Origin of the sequence: Microbacterium sp. zg-B185, from assembly GCF_030246885.1 — a bacterium.
Taxonomy (GTDB): domain Bacteria; phylum Actinomycetota; class Actinomycetes; order Actinomycetales; family Microbacteriaceae; genus Microbacterium.
Map to the genome: position 1 here is coordinate 257791 of NZ_CP126739.1, position 14539 is coordinate 272329.

Consider the following 14539-nt stretch of genomic DNA (forward strand, 5'->3'; position numbering starts at 1 on the left):
CGGACGTAGGGTGGCCGCACCGCGCGGGACGAACGAGCTCACATCGGAGGTCACATGTGCACAGGGGCGAACTACACGACGCGGGACCACTACTTCGGTCGCAACCTGGATCTGGAGTTCTCGTACAACGAGACGGTGACCGTCACGCCGCGGAACTTCCCGTTCGAATTCCGCAAATCGGCTCCGCTTCCCACGCACCACGCGATCATTGGAATGGCGACCATCGCGGACGGATACCCGCTGTACTACGACGCGACCAACGAGAAGGGCCTCAGCATGGCGGGGCTGAACTTCCCGGAGAACGCCGACTACAAGCCCGAAGCGCCGGACAAGACCAACATCACGCCGTTCGAGTTCATCCCGTGGATCCTGGGCCAGTTCGAGACCGTCGATGAGGTCAAGGCAGCCCTGGAGACGATGAGCCTGGTGAACATCTCGTTCAGCGAGACCTTCCCGCTCTCGCCGCTGCACTGGATCATCTCCGACCGCACCTCTTCCATCACGGTGGAGTGTGTGAAGGATGGCCTGAAGGTGTACGACAACCCCGTGGGGGTGCTGACCAACAACCCGACGTTCGATATCCAGCTGTTCAACCTGAACAACTACATGCACCTGTCCAAGAACCCGCCCGAGAAGCACTTCTCCGACCAACTCGAGTTCGACGTGTACAGCCGGGGGATGGGTGCGATCGGCCTTCCCGGGGACCTGTCGTCCGCATCGCGTTTCGTCAAGGCCGCCTTCACGAAGATGAACTCGATATCGGGGGAGTCCGAGTCGGAATCGGTCAGTCAGTTCCTGCAGATCCTGGGGTCCGTGGCACAGCAGCGCGGGTGTGTTGAGGTCTCGCCGGGCAAATTCGAGATCACCATCTACTCCTCGTGCTGCAACACCGACAAGGGGATCTACTACTACACGACCTACGAGAACAGTCAGGTGACCGGCGTGGACATGCACAACGAGGACCTCGACGGAAACACCCTCACCGACTACCCGCTGATCAAGGGCCAGCAGATCCACCTGGAGAACTCGCACGCCGAGCCGGCGTCCGCGGTGGCAGCGAGCGTCGCCGCAGGATAGAACACGCCGCGGGGTAGGACGCATCGAACGCAGGTCAGCGACCAAGCACGGCGTCCAGGAGCCGATCCACATCTGGAGCGCCCATGGTGCTGCGACTCAGCGCCCGCAGGATAACGGCGCCGATGAGTGCGTCGGCGACCTCGTCGACGGGCGCGCCTTCCGGCAGGTCAGGTACCGTGCCGATGGCACGCGTCAGACGGCCCGAGATCAAATCTGACCCCCGACAGCTGTCGTGGCCCTATCGCGCAGCCGGAGCCCGACCTCGGCGTACGCCACTCTGGTCGTCCGGCTATGACGAACTGGCCCGTGCGCGCGGGGGCGGGGCGGGAGTACAGTGACTCTCGCCCCGCCCCTGTTGGTTCAGGTCAGCGTGACATTCCGGTGCCGGCGTACGAGGCCGGTGCTGCTGTTGGCCCCGTAGCGGTTGGGTCTGCTGCGGGGCCGTTAGCTTTTGGGCTGCGGTCCAGGTCGACGCTGACGAATTTCAGTGAGGCGCCGACGTTGTCCGCGATGATGTCGCGGGTTTCCCGGGTCTGTCCGGTGTCCTTGTCGGTGTAGGTGCCGAAGCGCAGGTCACCGGAGACGAGGACGTTGTCGCCTTTGCGGAGCGAGTCGGCTACGTGTCGGGATTGCTGGTTGAACACGACGACGCGGTGATAGACGGTGCCGGCGTTTTCCCACCGTTTCGTGGTTTCGTTCAGGCGTCGGTCGTTGACGGCGATGGTGAATCGGGCGTATTCGTTGCCGGATTCTCCGGTGCCGTGTTCGGGGTCACCGGTGAGGTTGCCCTCGATGGTGACCGGGATCCTGGTGGTCATCTTCCGTTCCTTTCTATTGTCTGGGCCGCCGGGTGGTGGCTCAGTGGGCGTGGGCCTGGCTGGCCCACGCGTCCCATTCCTGCTCGTCGGGTGCCGAGCCGGTGGTGCGGGGGGTGATGTCGCGGTGTCCGTTGCTGCATCCGCCGGCGTACGCGCGGGTGAGCCGGGGCAGGGCGAGGGAGAGCCGTTCGTGCCAGCCGATCGGCCCGAAGCCGGTGTCGCTGGTGTCGAAGGCGGCGGTGTGTGCGGTGTGCAGGGCGGAGAGTTCTTCGACCAGTTGCCCGTGTTTCCACCAGCACGCCGGGACGGTCGATTCCGGGATCCGGTAGCGGAGGATGAACCACTCCACCCATCCGCGCAGCTCCTCCCACACCGCCCGGGCGTCGGCGTCGCTCAGGTGGCGCCAGTTCACGATGCGCGCGCCGAGCGGTGTCGAATCGCCGTGCCGCGCGGTCGGGTCGAATGCGGTCATCTCGCCGGCGATCTGTGCTTCCACGTCGTCGTCGGGGTAGCTCATGGGGACTCCTGCGGTGGGGCGAGTTTGTGGCGGAGCCGTTCCAGGGCGAGGTGGGACGCGGCCCGGCGGGTGCGGTGTCGGGACAGGACGGTGTCGCGGTCGATGAGGCGGTGCAGCAGTTCGTGGCAGTACGGGTGCATGGGGACGAGGTCCTCGTGTGCTTCGCCGGCCTGCCAGCGGCCGTTGTCGATGACCATCCCGGCGTAGTCCAGGTGATGCAACTCCAGCTGCGTCTTCCCGGCTGGTTGTCCGCAGGCCGCGCACTGCAGGGGCCGTCCGGTGGCGAGTTCGTCGCGGAACCACCGGTCGCGGCGGGCGAACCAGACGGGGGAGTGCAGGAACCCGTCCCGGTACAGGTTGAGGAATCCGGGGCGGCGGCGGTTGCTCATTCTTCGCTCACCGCCTCCCCAGTGGGGTGGGGCAGGGTGGGGCGGGTGTGGGTGTGGAACACATCGCGTTGCTCGCGTTCGGTGTGCTGTTTGCCCAGCGCGATGGTGCGCGCGTCGCGGCGTTGGTCCCACCCGGACAGGTCCAGCAGCACCCCGCGGCGGTTGCGGTAGGCCAAAAGGCCGAGGGTTTGCGGCATCCGGCGGATCTCATCCACCGACATCAGCGGGCGTCGTTCGTGTTGCTCGCTGGTGGTGTGCCCGGCCTGCTGGGTGGACCAGGATTTTTGTGAGCGGCGGGTGTCGCGGCTGCCCAGTAGTGCTTCGATGTCGCGGAGGTGATCGACGTGGCTGGCACCGCCCAGGAGCACTTTGGCGGTCGCGGCAGCCCAGATCGTGTCGGCCTCGGCGCGGGACCAGGACGTTTCGGCTTGGGAGAGGGCTTGCAGTACCACGAACGTGCAGATCCCGCGGCCACCACCGTCGGCCATGATCCGGGGCAGGTTCCCCCACCGGAACATGTTCACGATCTCATCCAGGATCAGCCCGAGCGGGTGGGTCAGGCGGGAGCCGGGGGAGGCGAGCGCCCGGGTGCGGGCGACTTCGACGATGTCATCGAGCACCGCGCTGAGCCACCCGCCCATCGCTGCGGCGCCGGAGGAGGACCCGAGCAGGTACAGGGTGTTCGCCCCGTCCAGGAACTGGTTCGGGTCAAACACCGCGTCCCCAGGGTTGGGCATCAGGGTGGCCCGGATCTGGGGGACAGCGAGCGGGGCAACGGCGCCCTGGACGCCGAACCAGATGGAGGAGACCAGTTTCTCGTCGCCGCTGATGGTCGCCTCAAGGTTGTCGCCCCAGCCGGGGGCGCCAGCGTTGCGGAGGATGTCGACGGCGTCGCGGGCTTGGGCGGGGCTGGTGCCCCAGTTGTACACCTCCGCGATGGATTGATTGCCGACGGCGGCGGCGTGCAGGAGCCGGCCGAGGACGACGCCGGAGGCTTGGGCCCATTCGCCGTTGGTGGTGGATGCGCCTAGGGCGGTGCCGGTGATGATCGCGGTGCCGCGTTGCATCGCCACCAGCGGGTCCTCGCAGCCGACGATCGGGTTGACCCGCATCGGATGCCGGATCCCGGAGAGGCCCTGCGGGTCGAACACGTGCACGGTGCCCCGCTGCTGGCGCATCCGCATGGTGGCGGTGAGGTTGTCGTTGGTGGTGGAGGTGGTGATCAGCGGCCCGGACCAGTCCACGATCGCCGAGATCAGCACCCGGTAGCCCTTCCCCGACCGGGGCGGGCCTTCCAGGGCGACGGAGTCTTCGATGGAGACATACACGTCGGTGCCGCGGGAGCTGCCCACCCGCCACCCGACATCGGTCGCGGCCGGCCGCGCAAGGTCGGGGCGCAACTGGCTCGCGCGGCGGAGCACCGCCTTGGCGGAGAGGTGTGCTCGGACCTCGGAGGCGGGCGCGAACCCGGGGCGGGTGCGGAGGTCGGCGATGAAGGCCTGGTCGGACTGCCGGTACCGGCGCACCGCTACCCCGATCCCGACCCCCAGCGCACCGAGCAGGAGCACCGCGACGAGGTCCGCGACCCGGATCGGCAGCACCGGGATCGCGCACCCCGCCGGGGCGGTGTACCCGGTGGGGTCGCCGGTGACGGCAAGCCACAGCCCGGAGAACAGACTGGTGGGGGTGGGGCGGGACTGGCAGATCGCCCACGTGACCGCCTGGGCGAGGAAGGCGAACAGCAGCGACAGGACGAATGCGGCGCCGATCAGGCCGGCTAACGCCTTGCCCAGCACTCCCTCGTTCATTGCTCTGTCTCCTTGGGTTAGAGGGCTCCGGCGGTGGAGGCGGCGGCTTTCAGCCACGCGTCCCGGGTGGCAGGGCGCAGGGTGTCAAACCGCAGCGGTCCCGCCTTCAGTGCCGGGTCGAAGGGAATGACTTCTACCGCCCGCACCCGTCCGGCAAACCCGTCCACGATCCGCTGCACGGTCCCGCGGGCGGATGGTTCGGATTGGGTGATGACCACCACGGCCCCGTCGGCCAGTGCGGCGGAGCGTTCGTCGCGGGCGTGCAGGGCGTCCAGCAGTAGTGCGGCGGATTCGGCCGATTCCGGGGCGGCGAGGGTGGGGATCACCAGTTGGGCGGAGGAGTCGATCATCCGCAGCCACCGCTCGGCGGATTCGTCGTTGCCGGAATCGAAGATCACCAGCCGGTAGTAGCGGGCGGCGACCTGCATGAGCAGGTCGAACTGCGCGGTGGCGATGCGCTGGTCGGTGGCCAGCAGTTCCGGGTTGGAGCGGAGCACGTCGTACCGGTCGCTGCTTTGGTGATGCACGAACGCGGTGATATCCGACACCCCCGCCGTGGGGGCGAGCAGGTCCGGGGCGGCGGGCAGCAGGTCGCGGATGGTGGTGTCGTACAGGCCCTGTTCGGTGCGCCAGCCGAGGGTGCCGCGGGTGTCGTTGTTATCCCAGGCCAGCACGTTCCCGCCCCCGTTTCGGGCGTACACGGCGGCGAGCATCGCGGTGGTCATCGTCTTGCCCACCCCGCCCTTCCCGTTCGCGACCGCGATGGTGCGACAGCCCGCCCAATGCCGGGACACCAGCGCCGTGCAATCGGCCCGCCGCCGCGCCGCCGCAGACGGTTGCACCCGGATGCCCAGTCGGCGCAGCACCGCAGCCCACCTGCCCGGGTCGGGTGCGGTGGTGGTGGTGCCGATGAAGGAGGGGCGGGGTGGCGGCTCAGCAGCCGTCCCGGACGTGCCAGGGGTCGTGTGCGGCTGCTGAGCCTTCTCCCTCACCTCCCCTCGTAAACGCTGCGACCCCTCGGTGACCACCCGTGCCTGTGCCGGTTCCGGTTCGGGGGTGGGTGGGTCGGTGGTGATCGGGGCGAGTGTGCCGTCGGTGCCGATCAGGAGGTGGTGGTCGCCGCGGTCGCCGGTGGTGACCAGCTCCAGCGGACTGCCGGTGCGGCGGGCTTCGTCGGTGGCGCGGCGGACGACGGCCTGGCGGATGTCTTCGTTGCCGTCCGGGATGACCGGTTCGTGGCGTCCATCCGGGGCGACGAAAGTGGCGGTCGGTCCGGTGACGGTGGCGTAGACGCGCGGGTGGGTGGCGATGCTCATCACAGTTCCCTTTCCATCGGGGTTTGTTGGGCCGACAGCCAGCCGGCCAGATCAGAGTCGGCCGGCACCGGCTGCGGCCCGTACGCGGCCAACTGCCCGGCATCCGGCACCGGCGGGATGGTCTCGTCGCGGTCGGCGGGGGAGAGGGCATCGTCGGTCTTGAACAGGTCGTATTCCCAGGCAGTGGCGGTGGCGAAGCAGTCCACCAGGTAGGCGTACTGGCCCACGTAGGCGAGGAACTCGCCTTTGCGCAGCTGCCGGGCCATCTCCACGTGTGCCGCGGGCAGGCTGAGGCGTTGGCGGAGGGCGGCGTGTTCTTGGTGGTTGACGCGGAAGATGAACTTGTTCTCGATGTCACCGACGATCGAGTACGCCAGGGACCGTTCCAACGAGTCCGCGTCGCCGACCGCGTCCAGATCGCCCATCTTGTGCAGGATCACGATGTTGCTGATCCCGTAGTGGCGGGACAGTTTCAGCCACTGTTGGAACATCTGCAGGGACGCCAGCGAGGTCATATCCCGCCAGCCTTCTTCGCGGACCACGTAGCGGGTGCGGCGGGCGCCGCGGTCGGAGATGACCGCCTGAATCCAGGCGGTGGAGCACACCTGGGTCAGCTGCGCGGCCAGATCGCCGCGGGCAAACAGCTCACTGGTGTCGGTGACCACGATCGGGGCGTCCTGATCGAACTGGACGGTCGATTCGTCCTCGAACAGGCCGGACAGGTCCCCTTCCACGAACCGGCGTAGCACGAACCGCGGCTGGATCGCCCCTGCCGCGGCCCCGAACGCGGCATCAGTGTCCCCGGCGATCCGGCTCAGTTCTTGGTAGACGCCGCGGAGGGTGGGGCGGTCGCCGGTGCGGGCGATGCAACCCTCCAGCGCGTCCAGGATCGCGGCATGCTCGACCGCGGTGAGACGCCCGTGCAGGGTCATTTCGATGATCGCGATCAGGGTGCCGATGCGGCGTTGTTTGACCATCTGCTCGTGCTGCTCATCGGAGGCATCGGAGCGCCTCGGGCCGCGATCCAAAGGGTTCAGGCGGGTGCCGGTGCCACCGCCGAGGCGGATCACCCGCCCGCCGGGGATCGCCTCGGCCACGGTGACCCACTCGCCCTTCGGGTCGGAGGGGACCACCACCTGGTGGCCGAACGCGATCGACCGGGTGGTGAGGGTCTTGATTGTCCCGGATTTGCCGGACCGGTACGCACCCAACACCAGGATGTTGGTGCTGAACGTGCCCCGTTCGGAGGAGTCGATGTAAGACTCCCAGGGGGAGAAATGCCACAGCGCATCGGCGTTCAGATCCACCCCGACCACCGGCCCGCGATGCCCCAACCCCAGGTCCGCGACGAACGGATAGATCCCAGCGATGTGCTGCGAGGTGGCCTGATGGGCGGGGATCACCGCCTTGGCCAGGTTCCAGTACCCGCCCCGGATCAGTCCCGGCCCGAACGGCCCCGGCACCACCGCCTCCGGAAGGCCACGATCCCGCCGCGTAGACCGGGCCGGCGTGTCATCCTGCACGGCGCGGGCGGCTTCGCGGCGGAGGGCGCGCTGTTGGGCGCGGCTGCTGTCTGCCGGGGTGAAAGTGACCGAGTGGCGGGTCATCACTTCATCCCCAACCCGATCGGCAGAGCGTTGACCATCAGCGCTTCGGCTTGCTGGCAGTACAGGATTTGCGCCTCCATTCCCGCCCGCGACAGCGCGTTACGCATCCCGGCGATCGCGCCATCCAGACGTTCCTGGTCGGGTGCGGAGATGGTCAGATAGGCGCCGTACCGGAACTCCCCGTGCCCGTTGGCGATCTCCTGCTCCTGCTGCTCCAACGCCGTCCAATCCGCCGCGTCCGCCGCCGACCCGTCCGCGCCGCGCTTGGCACGCAAATGCTCGTTGCCCCGCCACACCTTCTTCTCCTCCCGGATCCGCTTCAGTGCTTTGGCGACCGGGACCGGGGTGAGCACGATGGAGAAGATGTGCGTGATCGCCTCCCCGGTGGAGGGATGCCGGGCGAACACGACCGGGGAGAGGAACCCCACCGGTGCGTCCGTGCGGGGCCACTCGTGGATCCACATCGTGGTGTGGACCCCGGAGTCGGTGATCACGATCCCGTTGCGGCCCTTCGGCTCTTCCAGATACATCGGCCCAATCGCCACCGGATCCACCCCCGCCAGGTCTTCCGGACGGTTCTGCACGGTCGCGGCGAACTCCGGATCAAACGCCAACCGGCCCAGAGCCGCCACATCCCTAGGTCCGAGCCACCGCCGGACCGTGATCTTGGCCGCACCCAGCGCGTCCGACAGGTTCCCCGCCTCGATGCTCGCCAAGGTCAGGATCGCGGTCTTCCCGCCGCCGAGGGATTTCAGCTGCGCGGCCAGGGCGACCAGATCCAGCGTGAAGACGATGTAGTTGCGGTGGGCGACCTCGAATCGTTCCGAATGGTCCATCACGTCCTGGTAGTTGCGGGCCACCGGGGAGTGCGGGTCCAGGTGCCGGAGCCGTTGGACGGTGTCATAGTGTTCCCGGGCGGCGCGGATCGTGGTCGGCAGGGTCCGTTCCTGCAACGTCACCCGTTTGATCCCGGGGCGTTGGGTCAGCGGGCCCAGGACCCGGTCGAACTGCTCGGCCAGGTCGAACCGTTCCGCGATGTCGTGCATCAAAAACCCCTGCACCTCCAACTCCGCGACCACCGACACGGACCGGTCATGCGGGTTGTAGATCGCCGCGACCTGATCGACATCCCATAGCTGCACCGACGCCCGGGTGCCCGGCAGGTTCAGCGTCCCGGCCAGTGCGGTTCGCTCCGGCCGGTACGCATCCTTTGTGGCGCCGGCGGTGTGGCGGATCTGCTTCATCAGCCACAAGCCCGCCATCTTCGGGGTGGACACTCCGTGGATGCTGGTCAGCGCGGTCACCCCGAACCCCAAATACACCGGTGCCGTGTACAGCAGTCCGAGCGGTCCGAACCGGTTCACCGCGACCAGCACCACCACCGCCGCGGTGGTGAGGAACACCAGCTGCCACGGATCCAACCCCATCACCACTCCTTGCCGGGATCGGCGCGGCAACCGCACAGGGCGGGCGTAATCGGGTGTGACACTCATCAGGGCCTCCCTAGGGTCGGCGCGCCCGCCGAAGCAGGCGCTGACTGTGGCGAGGTGGGCTGGGACCGCGGCACATCAGCCTGAGGCCCCGCCGGCGAAGATTGAGCACCCGTCGACCGGGACGGGGTGGCGGCAGCGGCGCGTGAGCCGGCCGGACTTGCCGCGCCACTCGGCGCAGCGGCGGTGCGCGTGGTTGCCGGTCCGGGTGATCCTCCGCCGGTGGTCGGGCTGGATCCGCCGGGGCGGATGCCAGCGGGCAGGCCGCCGAGTCGGGTGGGGATGCGCACCGCGGTGCGGGCCGCGCCGGTCGCCAGCCTTCCGCCGTGCGCGCCGAGCCGGGAGCCGATCCCGTCGGCGGCGACTGCGCCGACGAAACTGAACAGCCCGAAGACCGCGAACGGTGCGAACGCCACCAGCGCCAGGCCCACCAGCAGCGGCCAGGATTGCGGATCCCAGATCGTCTTCACATTGGCCAGGCCGTTGATGATCAGCATCACGAACCCGATCGTCAGTGGCCCGGTCAAAAGCAGCACGACCACGGCCGAGACGTATCGGACTACCCACTGCGGGCCGAGCCCGCGCAGCGGGAACAGCATCCATGCGACCGGTCCGACCGCGATCAGGGCAGCCAGCACGATGTTGCGGAACGCGAAGACCAGCATGAGCAGTAGCATCCCGACCATCAACAGCCCGTGGATCAGGAATGCGAAGAAGTAGTTCGCCTGCCCGCCTGCCCACATCACCGACTGCAACGTGGAGAACAATCCGAGCGGGCCGTCTCGGTTGGTGATGTACCAGGTCATCTCATCGATCGCGTTCAACAGGTGCCCGGTCAGCCATAGCGACAGCGGCACCGCGGGGATCGCGATGAAGGACCGCACCAGCGCCCCCACCAGTTCCTCACGGTCACCGGTCACCACCGCCGCCGCGATCGCCCACACCATCGCAGCGAAGGTGATCACCAGGACCGCCCACTGCCAGAACGACCACTCCCCGACCGCCGCTGACCACAGCAAAGTGCTGGTATCAAAGCGCATGTTCTCGGCCACCACGGACATCATCCCCGTCGCGGACAGCGCCATTCCCCGGCCGGCGTTCTCGAAGCTCAGACACACGACATCGCCCAGACTGCACCCATACTTCACCAGTAGTTCTGTGCCGCCGGCGTTCTGCAGCGCCTTGGTGTGTTCTTCGAAGGTGGTGCAGACCGTCGTTCCTTCGCCGCGGTAGAGGACGTCCATGAAGCACTTTTGCGCCGCGACCGCGGCGGGATCGGTGGGTGTGCACGTAACCTGCCCGCTTGAGACTTTGCAGTCCACTGGGTAGGCCGGCGCCGACCAGGGCGCGCCCGCGATGTCTTCCGCCGGGACGGTCCGCATCCCCGACAACGTGGATGCGGTTGGTGGGGTCGCGGCGGCGGCTGCCGTGGGGGCCAGCGCGCTCAGGGCCACGGCGCTGCCGAGGACGGCACCGGCGATCAGAGCGGGCAGGGTGCGCATGGTTTAGAAGCCGAAGTCGAAGTTGACGAACCAGGCGAATAGCCCGCTGGCGGCGCCCAGTACCGCGGCGGCGATGAAGATCCAGAGGATGTTCTCGCCCGCCCAGGTGCGCATCCGATCCGAGGCGAGGCCGCGGAAGGCCAACGCCGCGCCGGCCAGGATGAGCATGATCAGCACGACCAGCATTGCCCCGGCGAGGATGTAGGAGGCGATGACTTGGAAGCCTTGGAAGAACGGGGCGGAGAAGTCCGGTTGGATGTCGGGGATATTGACGTCGGCGGGTGCCGTGTGTGCGGACATGATGTGCTCCTTGCTGTGCCTATTTCAGGGGGAGGCCGAGAGAGGCCATGAACGGCTGCGGATCGACCGCGGATCCGTCCTGCTGGATTTCGTAGTGCAGGTGGCAGCCGAACGATTTGCCGGTGTTACCCTCGACGCCCAGCGGCGTTCCTGCCGTGACGGGTTGGCCGGCGCTGACCCGGATGGAGCCCCACTGCATGTGCCCATAGAGGGTGATTAGGCCGCCGCCGTGGTCGATACGAACCGTGTTGCCCCACCCGTAGAACGCGCCGGCGGTGATCACCACCCCGGGGCCGGCGGCGAAGATGGTCGACCCGCACCCTTGGGCCATGTCGTATCCCTGGTGGTTCGTGGAGCAATAACTGCAGCCCACGACCGGGTTGTAACCAAACCCGCGGCCCTTGGAGTAGCCCCCGGCAAGCGGATACCCCCACTCCCCGTTAGCCACGGGTGCGGCAGGGTCCGGTTCACTCAGTCCTGCGGTGGCGGTGCTGCCCGCGACGGCGAACGGGATCGCGATCAGCGGAGTCATCACCAACGCCAGAAGCAGAAGGACACCCACGATCGCTCCGGTCACGAGCTTGCGACCAGTCCTCGTGGTTGCGAGGGCTGCGACGGCTACCGGAGCGCCCACCTCAGGGCTCCAAGGGCTCCGTGAAATAGCGGACCACCTTGCAGTCCCCCGCGCGCTGTCCCGTCTGCAGGGTGGGCACGGACTCCGGACCGCACAGCACTTGCACGCTCACACGCACCGTCTCCTCATACGAACTCTCGCCACCTTCGCTGGAACGGGTGAACGTCAACACGACATCCGCGGTCCCGAGCGACATGTCACCCGAGGGGTCCTCGGCTACGGGCACGAAGCTCACCTCCCCGGCGACTGTGGCGACAACCCGACCATCCTCGGCCGCGAGGGACTCCCATTCCTCCTCCGGAAGAACGACTCCCTGTCGAAGTTCCACCTGCGCGGACTTCATCCGCGCCGGCCGGTCGGCTGCGTTGTATCGGGTGTCTGGGGTGAACCAGGTGTCGACGTAGTTCAGCCAGTCAGCGCGCGAACTCTTGGTCGTGTCGAAGGTGGACGCGGCCTCGAGCGCGGCGCGGATGTATGTTTCGGGATCGGTCGTGATGGGCTCAGGCGTCCAGCCGCGCGCTTCGGCGGTTGGATCCACGACCAGGCCATCATCGTCCGGGCCGGCAGACGGCGCGGATGTCTCGGAATCCGGGCTGCGTTCCGAACTGGCCGACGGAAGGGTTTGACCCGTGATGGATGCCACGATGATGGCCACCACGCCGACCACCAGCACCACACCGCCAATGACCGCCCAGATCAGGCCCGTTCGGCGGGAACGTTGCGTCGCCATCATTGTGCGCCCTCCCGATCGATCAGGACGGCGACGACACGTGGACGGATGGGGTCCAGCGAAGGTCGCCGTTGCGGCATCCTACGCAGAGAACCAACGCGTGGAAATGGTTTTGGAACACGATTGTGCAGAACCGCGAGTGGGCAGCAACGTGTGGGGGAAACCACGTCCCTGGCACAGAGGTATGCAGACTGTACTCGCACGCTCGGGCGACTGTCTGTCGGAAATATGGGGGACATGGCAGCCCGGCAGTGTGCCCCTGCGGGCCGGGCTTCTGTGCACCTCCACACCATGCCCACACTGTATAGCGATGTAGGTCGAATGTACATAGGTAAGGAGTGTTGTTGTCTCGACGTTGCGCACGTCGCTGCGCGACAATGGCTGCATGCCTCGCCTCGCACAGCCCGCAGGATCCGAAGACGCGCAAGAGCCCGTCGCACTCCTCGGGAACCTGGTCCGCGCAGGAATCCTGCGCTTCCTGCGCGAAAACCCCGGAGTGACGATCGGGCCCATCTGCGACGCGCTCCAACTCACCTCGGCGACCATCCTCCCGAAGCTCGGCGAACTAGAAGCCGCGAACATGGTGATCGGCGACCCGCCCATCGGCACCGACCGACGCGGACTGTGGGTCACCTACCGGGTCAATAATGAAGCCGTCACCGACCTCTACCTGCGACTCGGTCTAGCGATCGGCGAGTTCTAGCTCCAGCCGGCTCGTAGGTCGTGGGATCGACTCAAGGTGCCCGCGGTTCCACCGCAAGCGGGGATCAGGTGTTGGGCTGGCGCGACCCAGGAACGTGAACCAGTGCGCGAACTTGCCCCAGATGTCACGCGCACCATCGCCTTACAGATCCTTCATGGCCGAGCCGCCAGCGGGCTCGTGTTCGAGCAAGCAGACCCCGGGCCGGTGATGCGAACTCCTGAAGTCCTCGTAGAGGCTGGTGAGCTCGATTTGACGCGTCATCCCAGCGATGAGCGGCGTGGAAGATAGACGGACAACGTTCAGGAGTAGGTCGAGGCTCTGAACGTTCCGGCAATCCCCAGTCAAGGAGCGACGACGATGACGCAGGACAACTCTCCGACAGTAAATCAGCCGCTTCGTGGCATTCGAGTCATCGAGTTCGAAGGGCTGGGCGTGATCCCCTACGTGGGGATGCTGCTCGCCGACCTCGGCGCTTCCGTTGTCCGAGTCGCACGAGTAGCGGCTCCAGATGTCCTCTCGGATGGGCCTGCCCGCATCGATCCTGCATTCGACTTCACCTCCCGAGGGAGGCTGGTGTGGCGTCTCAATCTGAAGAAGGACGATCGAGCCGAGCTTCAAGGACTGCTCAGGTGTGCTGACGTCCTCCTGGAGGGCTATCGCCCTGGGGTCATGGAACGGCTGTCGTTGGGGCCGACTGACGTGTTCGCTCTGAATCGCAGGATCATTTACTCCCGATTGACCGGTCTGCCCCGCCGGCTTGACTCCAGCCGCGCTCCGGTACATGACATCAACGCGCTCGCATTATCCGGTGCGTTGCACGCGCTGGGTTCGCCAGGTCGCGCGCCGCGACTGCCGATGAACTTCGTCGCGGACTACGGCGGTGGCTCATTGGTCGGCGTCGCGGTCTGCGCAGCACTGTCGCAGCGGAGCGGCCCCATGGAGGATCGGATTCTCGATCTCTCCATTCTCGGAACCCTCTCGACCCTCCTGACTGGCTACTTCGGGCTCACGGGGCAGGGGACCATTCAGTCGCCCGGCACCAGCTACCTGGATGGAGCGGCCCCCTTCTATGGGACTTATGGGACCAGCGATGGTCGGTTTCTGGCAGTCGGCGCGATGGAAGCGCACTTTTATGCGAATTTCCTAAGTGCACTCGGGCTGACGATCGGCGACGTAGGCGAACAAAACGATGCCGCATGTTGGCCGTCTGGACGGGCTGTCATTGCGAAGGTAATCGAATCCCGGACGCTGGAGCACTGGATCGCTCGTTACCGAGACGTGGAGGCCTGTGTGTCGCCGGTCCTAACACCATCGGAAGCAGCGGTGCAGGATCCGATGAGGTCGACGCTCGCGGACGTCGGATCCTGGGTTCAACCGCTGCCATTGCTGGGTGGAGCGATGCCGACCCCCGCGAAGTACGTCTCAGAGGAGGAGATCTCTCACGTGAGGTCTCAATGGACACGCCAGTTATCGCAGTGATATCGGTTGGCCCTGCGCCGGACATGAGGGCGGATAGCACGGTCGCCGTGCCGCGATTCAGGAGAACTCACAAAACCGGGGGGTCGGACCACGTTATTTGACCAAGGCGGGCTCGCGCTGCCGACTTTAGGCTGACGGCAGGTCGGGGAGCAGCGTGCCTGCCCGGACA

14 protein-coding genes are annotated in these 14539 nt (G+C 67.0%); 3 read left to right on the forward strand and 11 right to left on the reverse strand.

Features of this window, described 5'->3' with window-relative positions; translation table 11 throughout:
* The first annotated feature begins 54 nt into the window (after positions 1-54).
* Positions 55-1077, forward strand: coding sequence for a choloylglycine hydrolase (gene bsh / locus QNO12_RS01205; protein ID WP_257503989.1), 1023 nt, complete (start codon positions 55-57; stop codon positions 1075-1077).
* A 365-nt stretch (positions 1078-1442) separates the two neighbouring features.
* Here the strand turns inward: bsh and QNO12_RS01210 are convergent, their stop codons facing one another.
* Genes QNO12_RS01210 through QNO12_RS01260 form a run of 11 tightly spaced genes read right to left on the reverse strand, consistent with a single transcriptional unit; the run spans position 1443 to position 12188 of the window.
* Positions 1443-1895, reverse strand: a complete 453-nt coding sequence (locus QNO12_RS01210; RefSeq protein WP_257503990.1) for a single-stranded DNA-binding protein — start codon at positions 1893-1895, stop codon at positions 1443-1445.
* 40 nt (positions 1896-1935) lie between these two features.
* Positions 1936-2412, reverse strand: a complete 477-nt coding sequence (locus QNO12_RS01215) for a hypothetical protein (protein ID WP_257503991.1) — start codon at positions 2410-2412, stop codon at positions 1936-1938.
* Positions 2409-2801: a hypothetical protein gene (locus tag QNO12_RS01220; protein ID WP_257503992.1), complete on the reverse strand. Its 393-nt coding sequence runs from the start codon at positions 2799-2801 to the stop codon at positions 2409-2411. Before QNO12_RS01220 ends, QNO12_RS01215 begins: the two co-directional genes overlap by 4 nt.
* Positions 2798-4609, reverse strand: coding sequence for a type IV secretory system conjugative DNA transfer family protein (locus QNO12_RS01225; RefSeq protein ID WP_257503993.1), 1812 nt, complete (start codon positions 4607-4609; stop codon positions 2798-2800). The genes QNO12_RS01220 and QNO12_RS01225 overlap by 4 nt, the downstream gene beginning before the upstream one ends.
* A 17-nt stretch (positions 4610-4626) precedes the next feature.
* A complete protein-coding gene (locus tag QNO12_RS01230; protein WP_257503994.1) occupies positions 4627-5925 on the reverse strand; it encodes a ParA family protein in 1299 nt (432 codons plus the stop codon).
* Positions 5925-7532, reverse strand: coding sequence for a putative type IV secretion/conjugal transfer ATPase (locus QNO12_RS01235; RefSeq protein ID WP_257503995.1), 1608 nt, complete (start codon positions 7530-7532; stop codon positions 5925-5927). The genes QNO12_RS01230 and QNO12_RS01235 overlap by 1 nt, the downstream gene beginning before the upstream one ends.
* Entirely contained in the window at positions 7532-9025 is a 1494-nt protein-coding gene (locus tag QNO12_RS01240; protein ID WP_350338520.1) for an SCO6880 family protein, read from the reverse strand. Before QNO12_RS01240 ends, QNO12_RS01235 begins: the two co-directional genes overlap by 1 nt.
* The gene (locus QNO12_RS01245) at positions 9025-10524 is read right to left on the reverse strand and encodes a hypothetical protein (protein WP_257503997.1); all 1500 of its coding nucleotides are present in this window, start codon (positions 10522-10524) and stop codon (positions 9025-9027) included. Before QNO12_RS01245 ends, QNO12_RS01240 begins: the two co-directional genes overlap by 1 nt.
* Positions 10525-10527: 3 nt before the next feature.
* Positions 10528-10824, reverse strand: a complete 297-nt coding sequence (locus tag QNO12_RS01250; protein WP_257503998.1) for a hypothetical protein — start codon at positions 10822-10824, stop codon at positions 10528-10530.
* A gap of 19 nt (positions 10825-10843) precedes the next feature.
* Positions 10844-11458, reverse strand: a complete 615-nt coding sequence (locus QNO12_RS01255; protein ID WP_257503999.1) for a M23 family metallopeptidase — start codon at positions 11456-11458, stop codon at positions 10844-10846.
* A gap of 1 nt (position 11459) precedes the next feature.
* Positions 11460-12188, reverse strand: coding sequence for a hypothetical protein (locus tag QNO12_RS01260; protein ID WP_257504000.1), 729 nt, complete (start codon positions 12186-12188; stop codon positions 11460-11462).
* Between the two features lie 385 nt (positions 12189-12573).
* On the opposite strand from QNO12_RS01260, the gene QNO12_RS01265 reads away from it, so the two are divergent.
* Both QNO12_RS01265 and QNO12_RS01270 read left to right on the forward strand, forming a co-directional pair.
* A complete protein-coding gene (locus QNO12_RS01265) occupies positions 12574-12891 on the forward strand; it encodes an ArsR/SmtB family transcription factor (protein WP_257504001.1) in 318 nt (105 codons plus the stop codon).
* Between the two features lie 357 nt (positions 12892-13248).
* Positions 13249-14370 (forward strand): CoA transferase, encoded by a 1122-nt coding sequence (locus tag QNO12_RS01270; RefSeq protein ID WP_257504002.1) that lies wholly within the window; start codon positions 13249-13251, stop codon positions 14368-14370.
* Positions 14371-14539 lie beyond the last annotated feature (169 nt).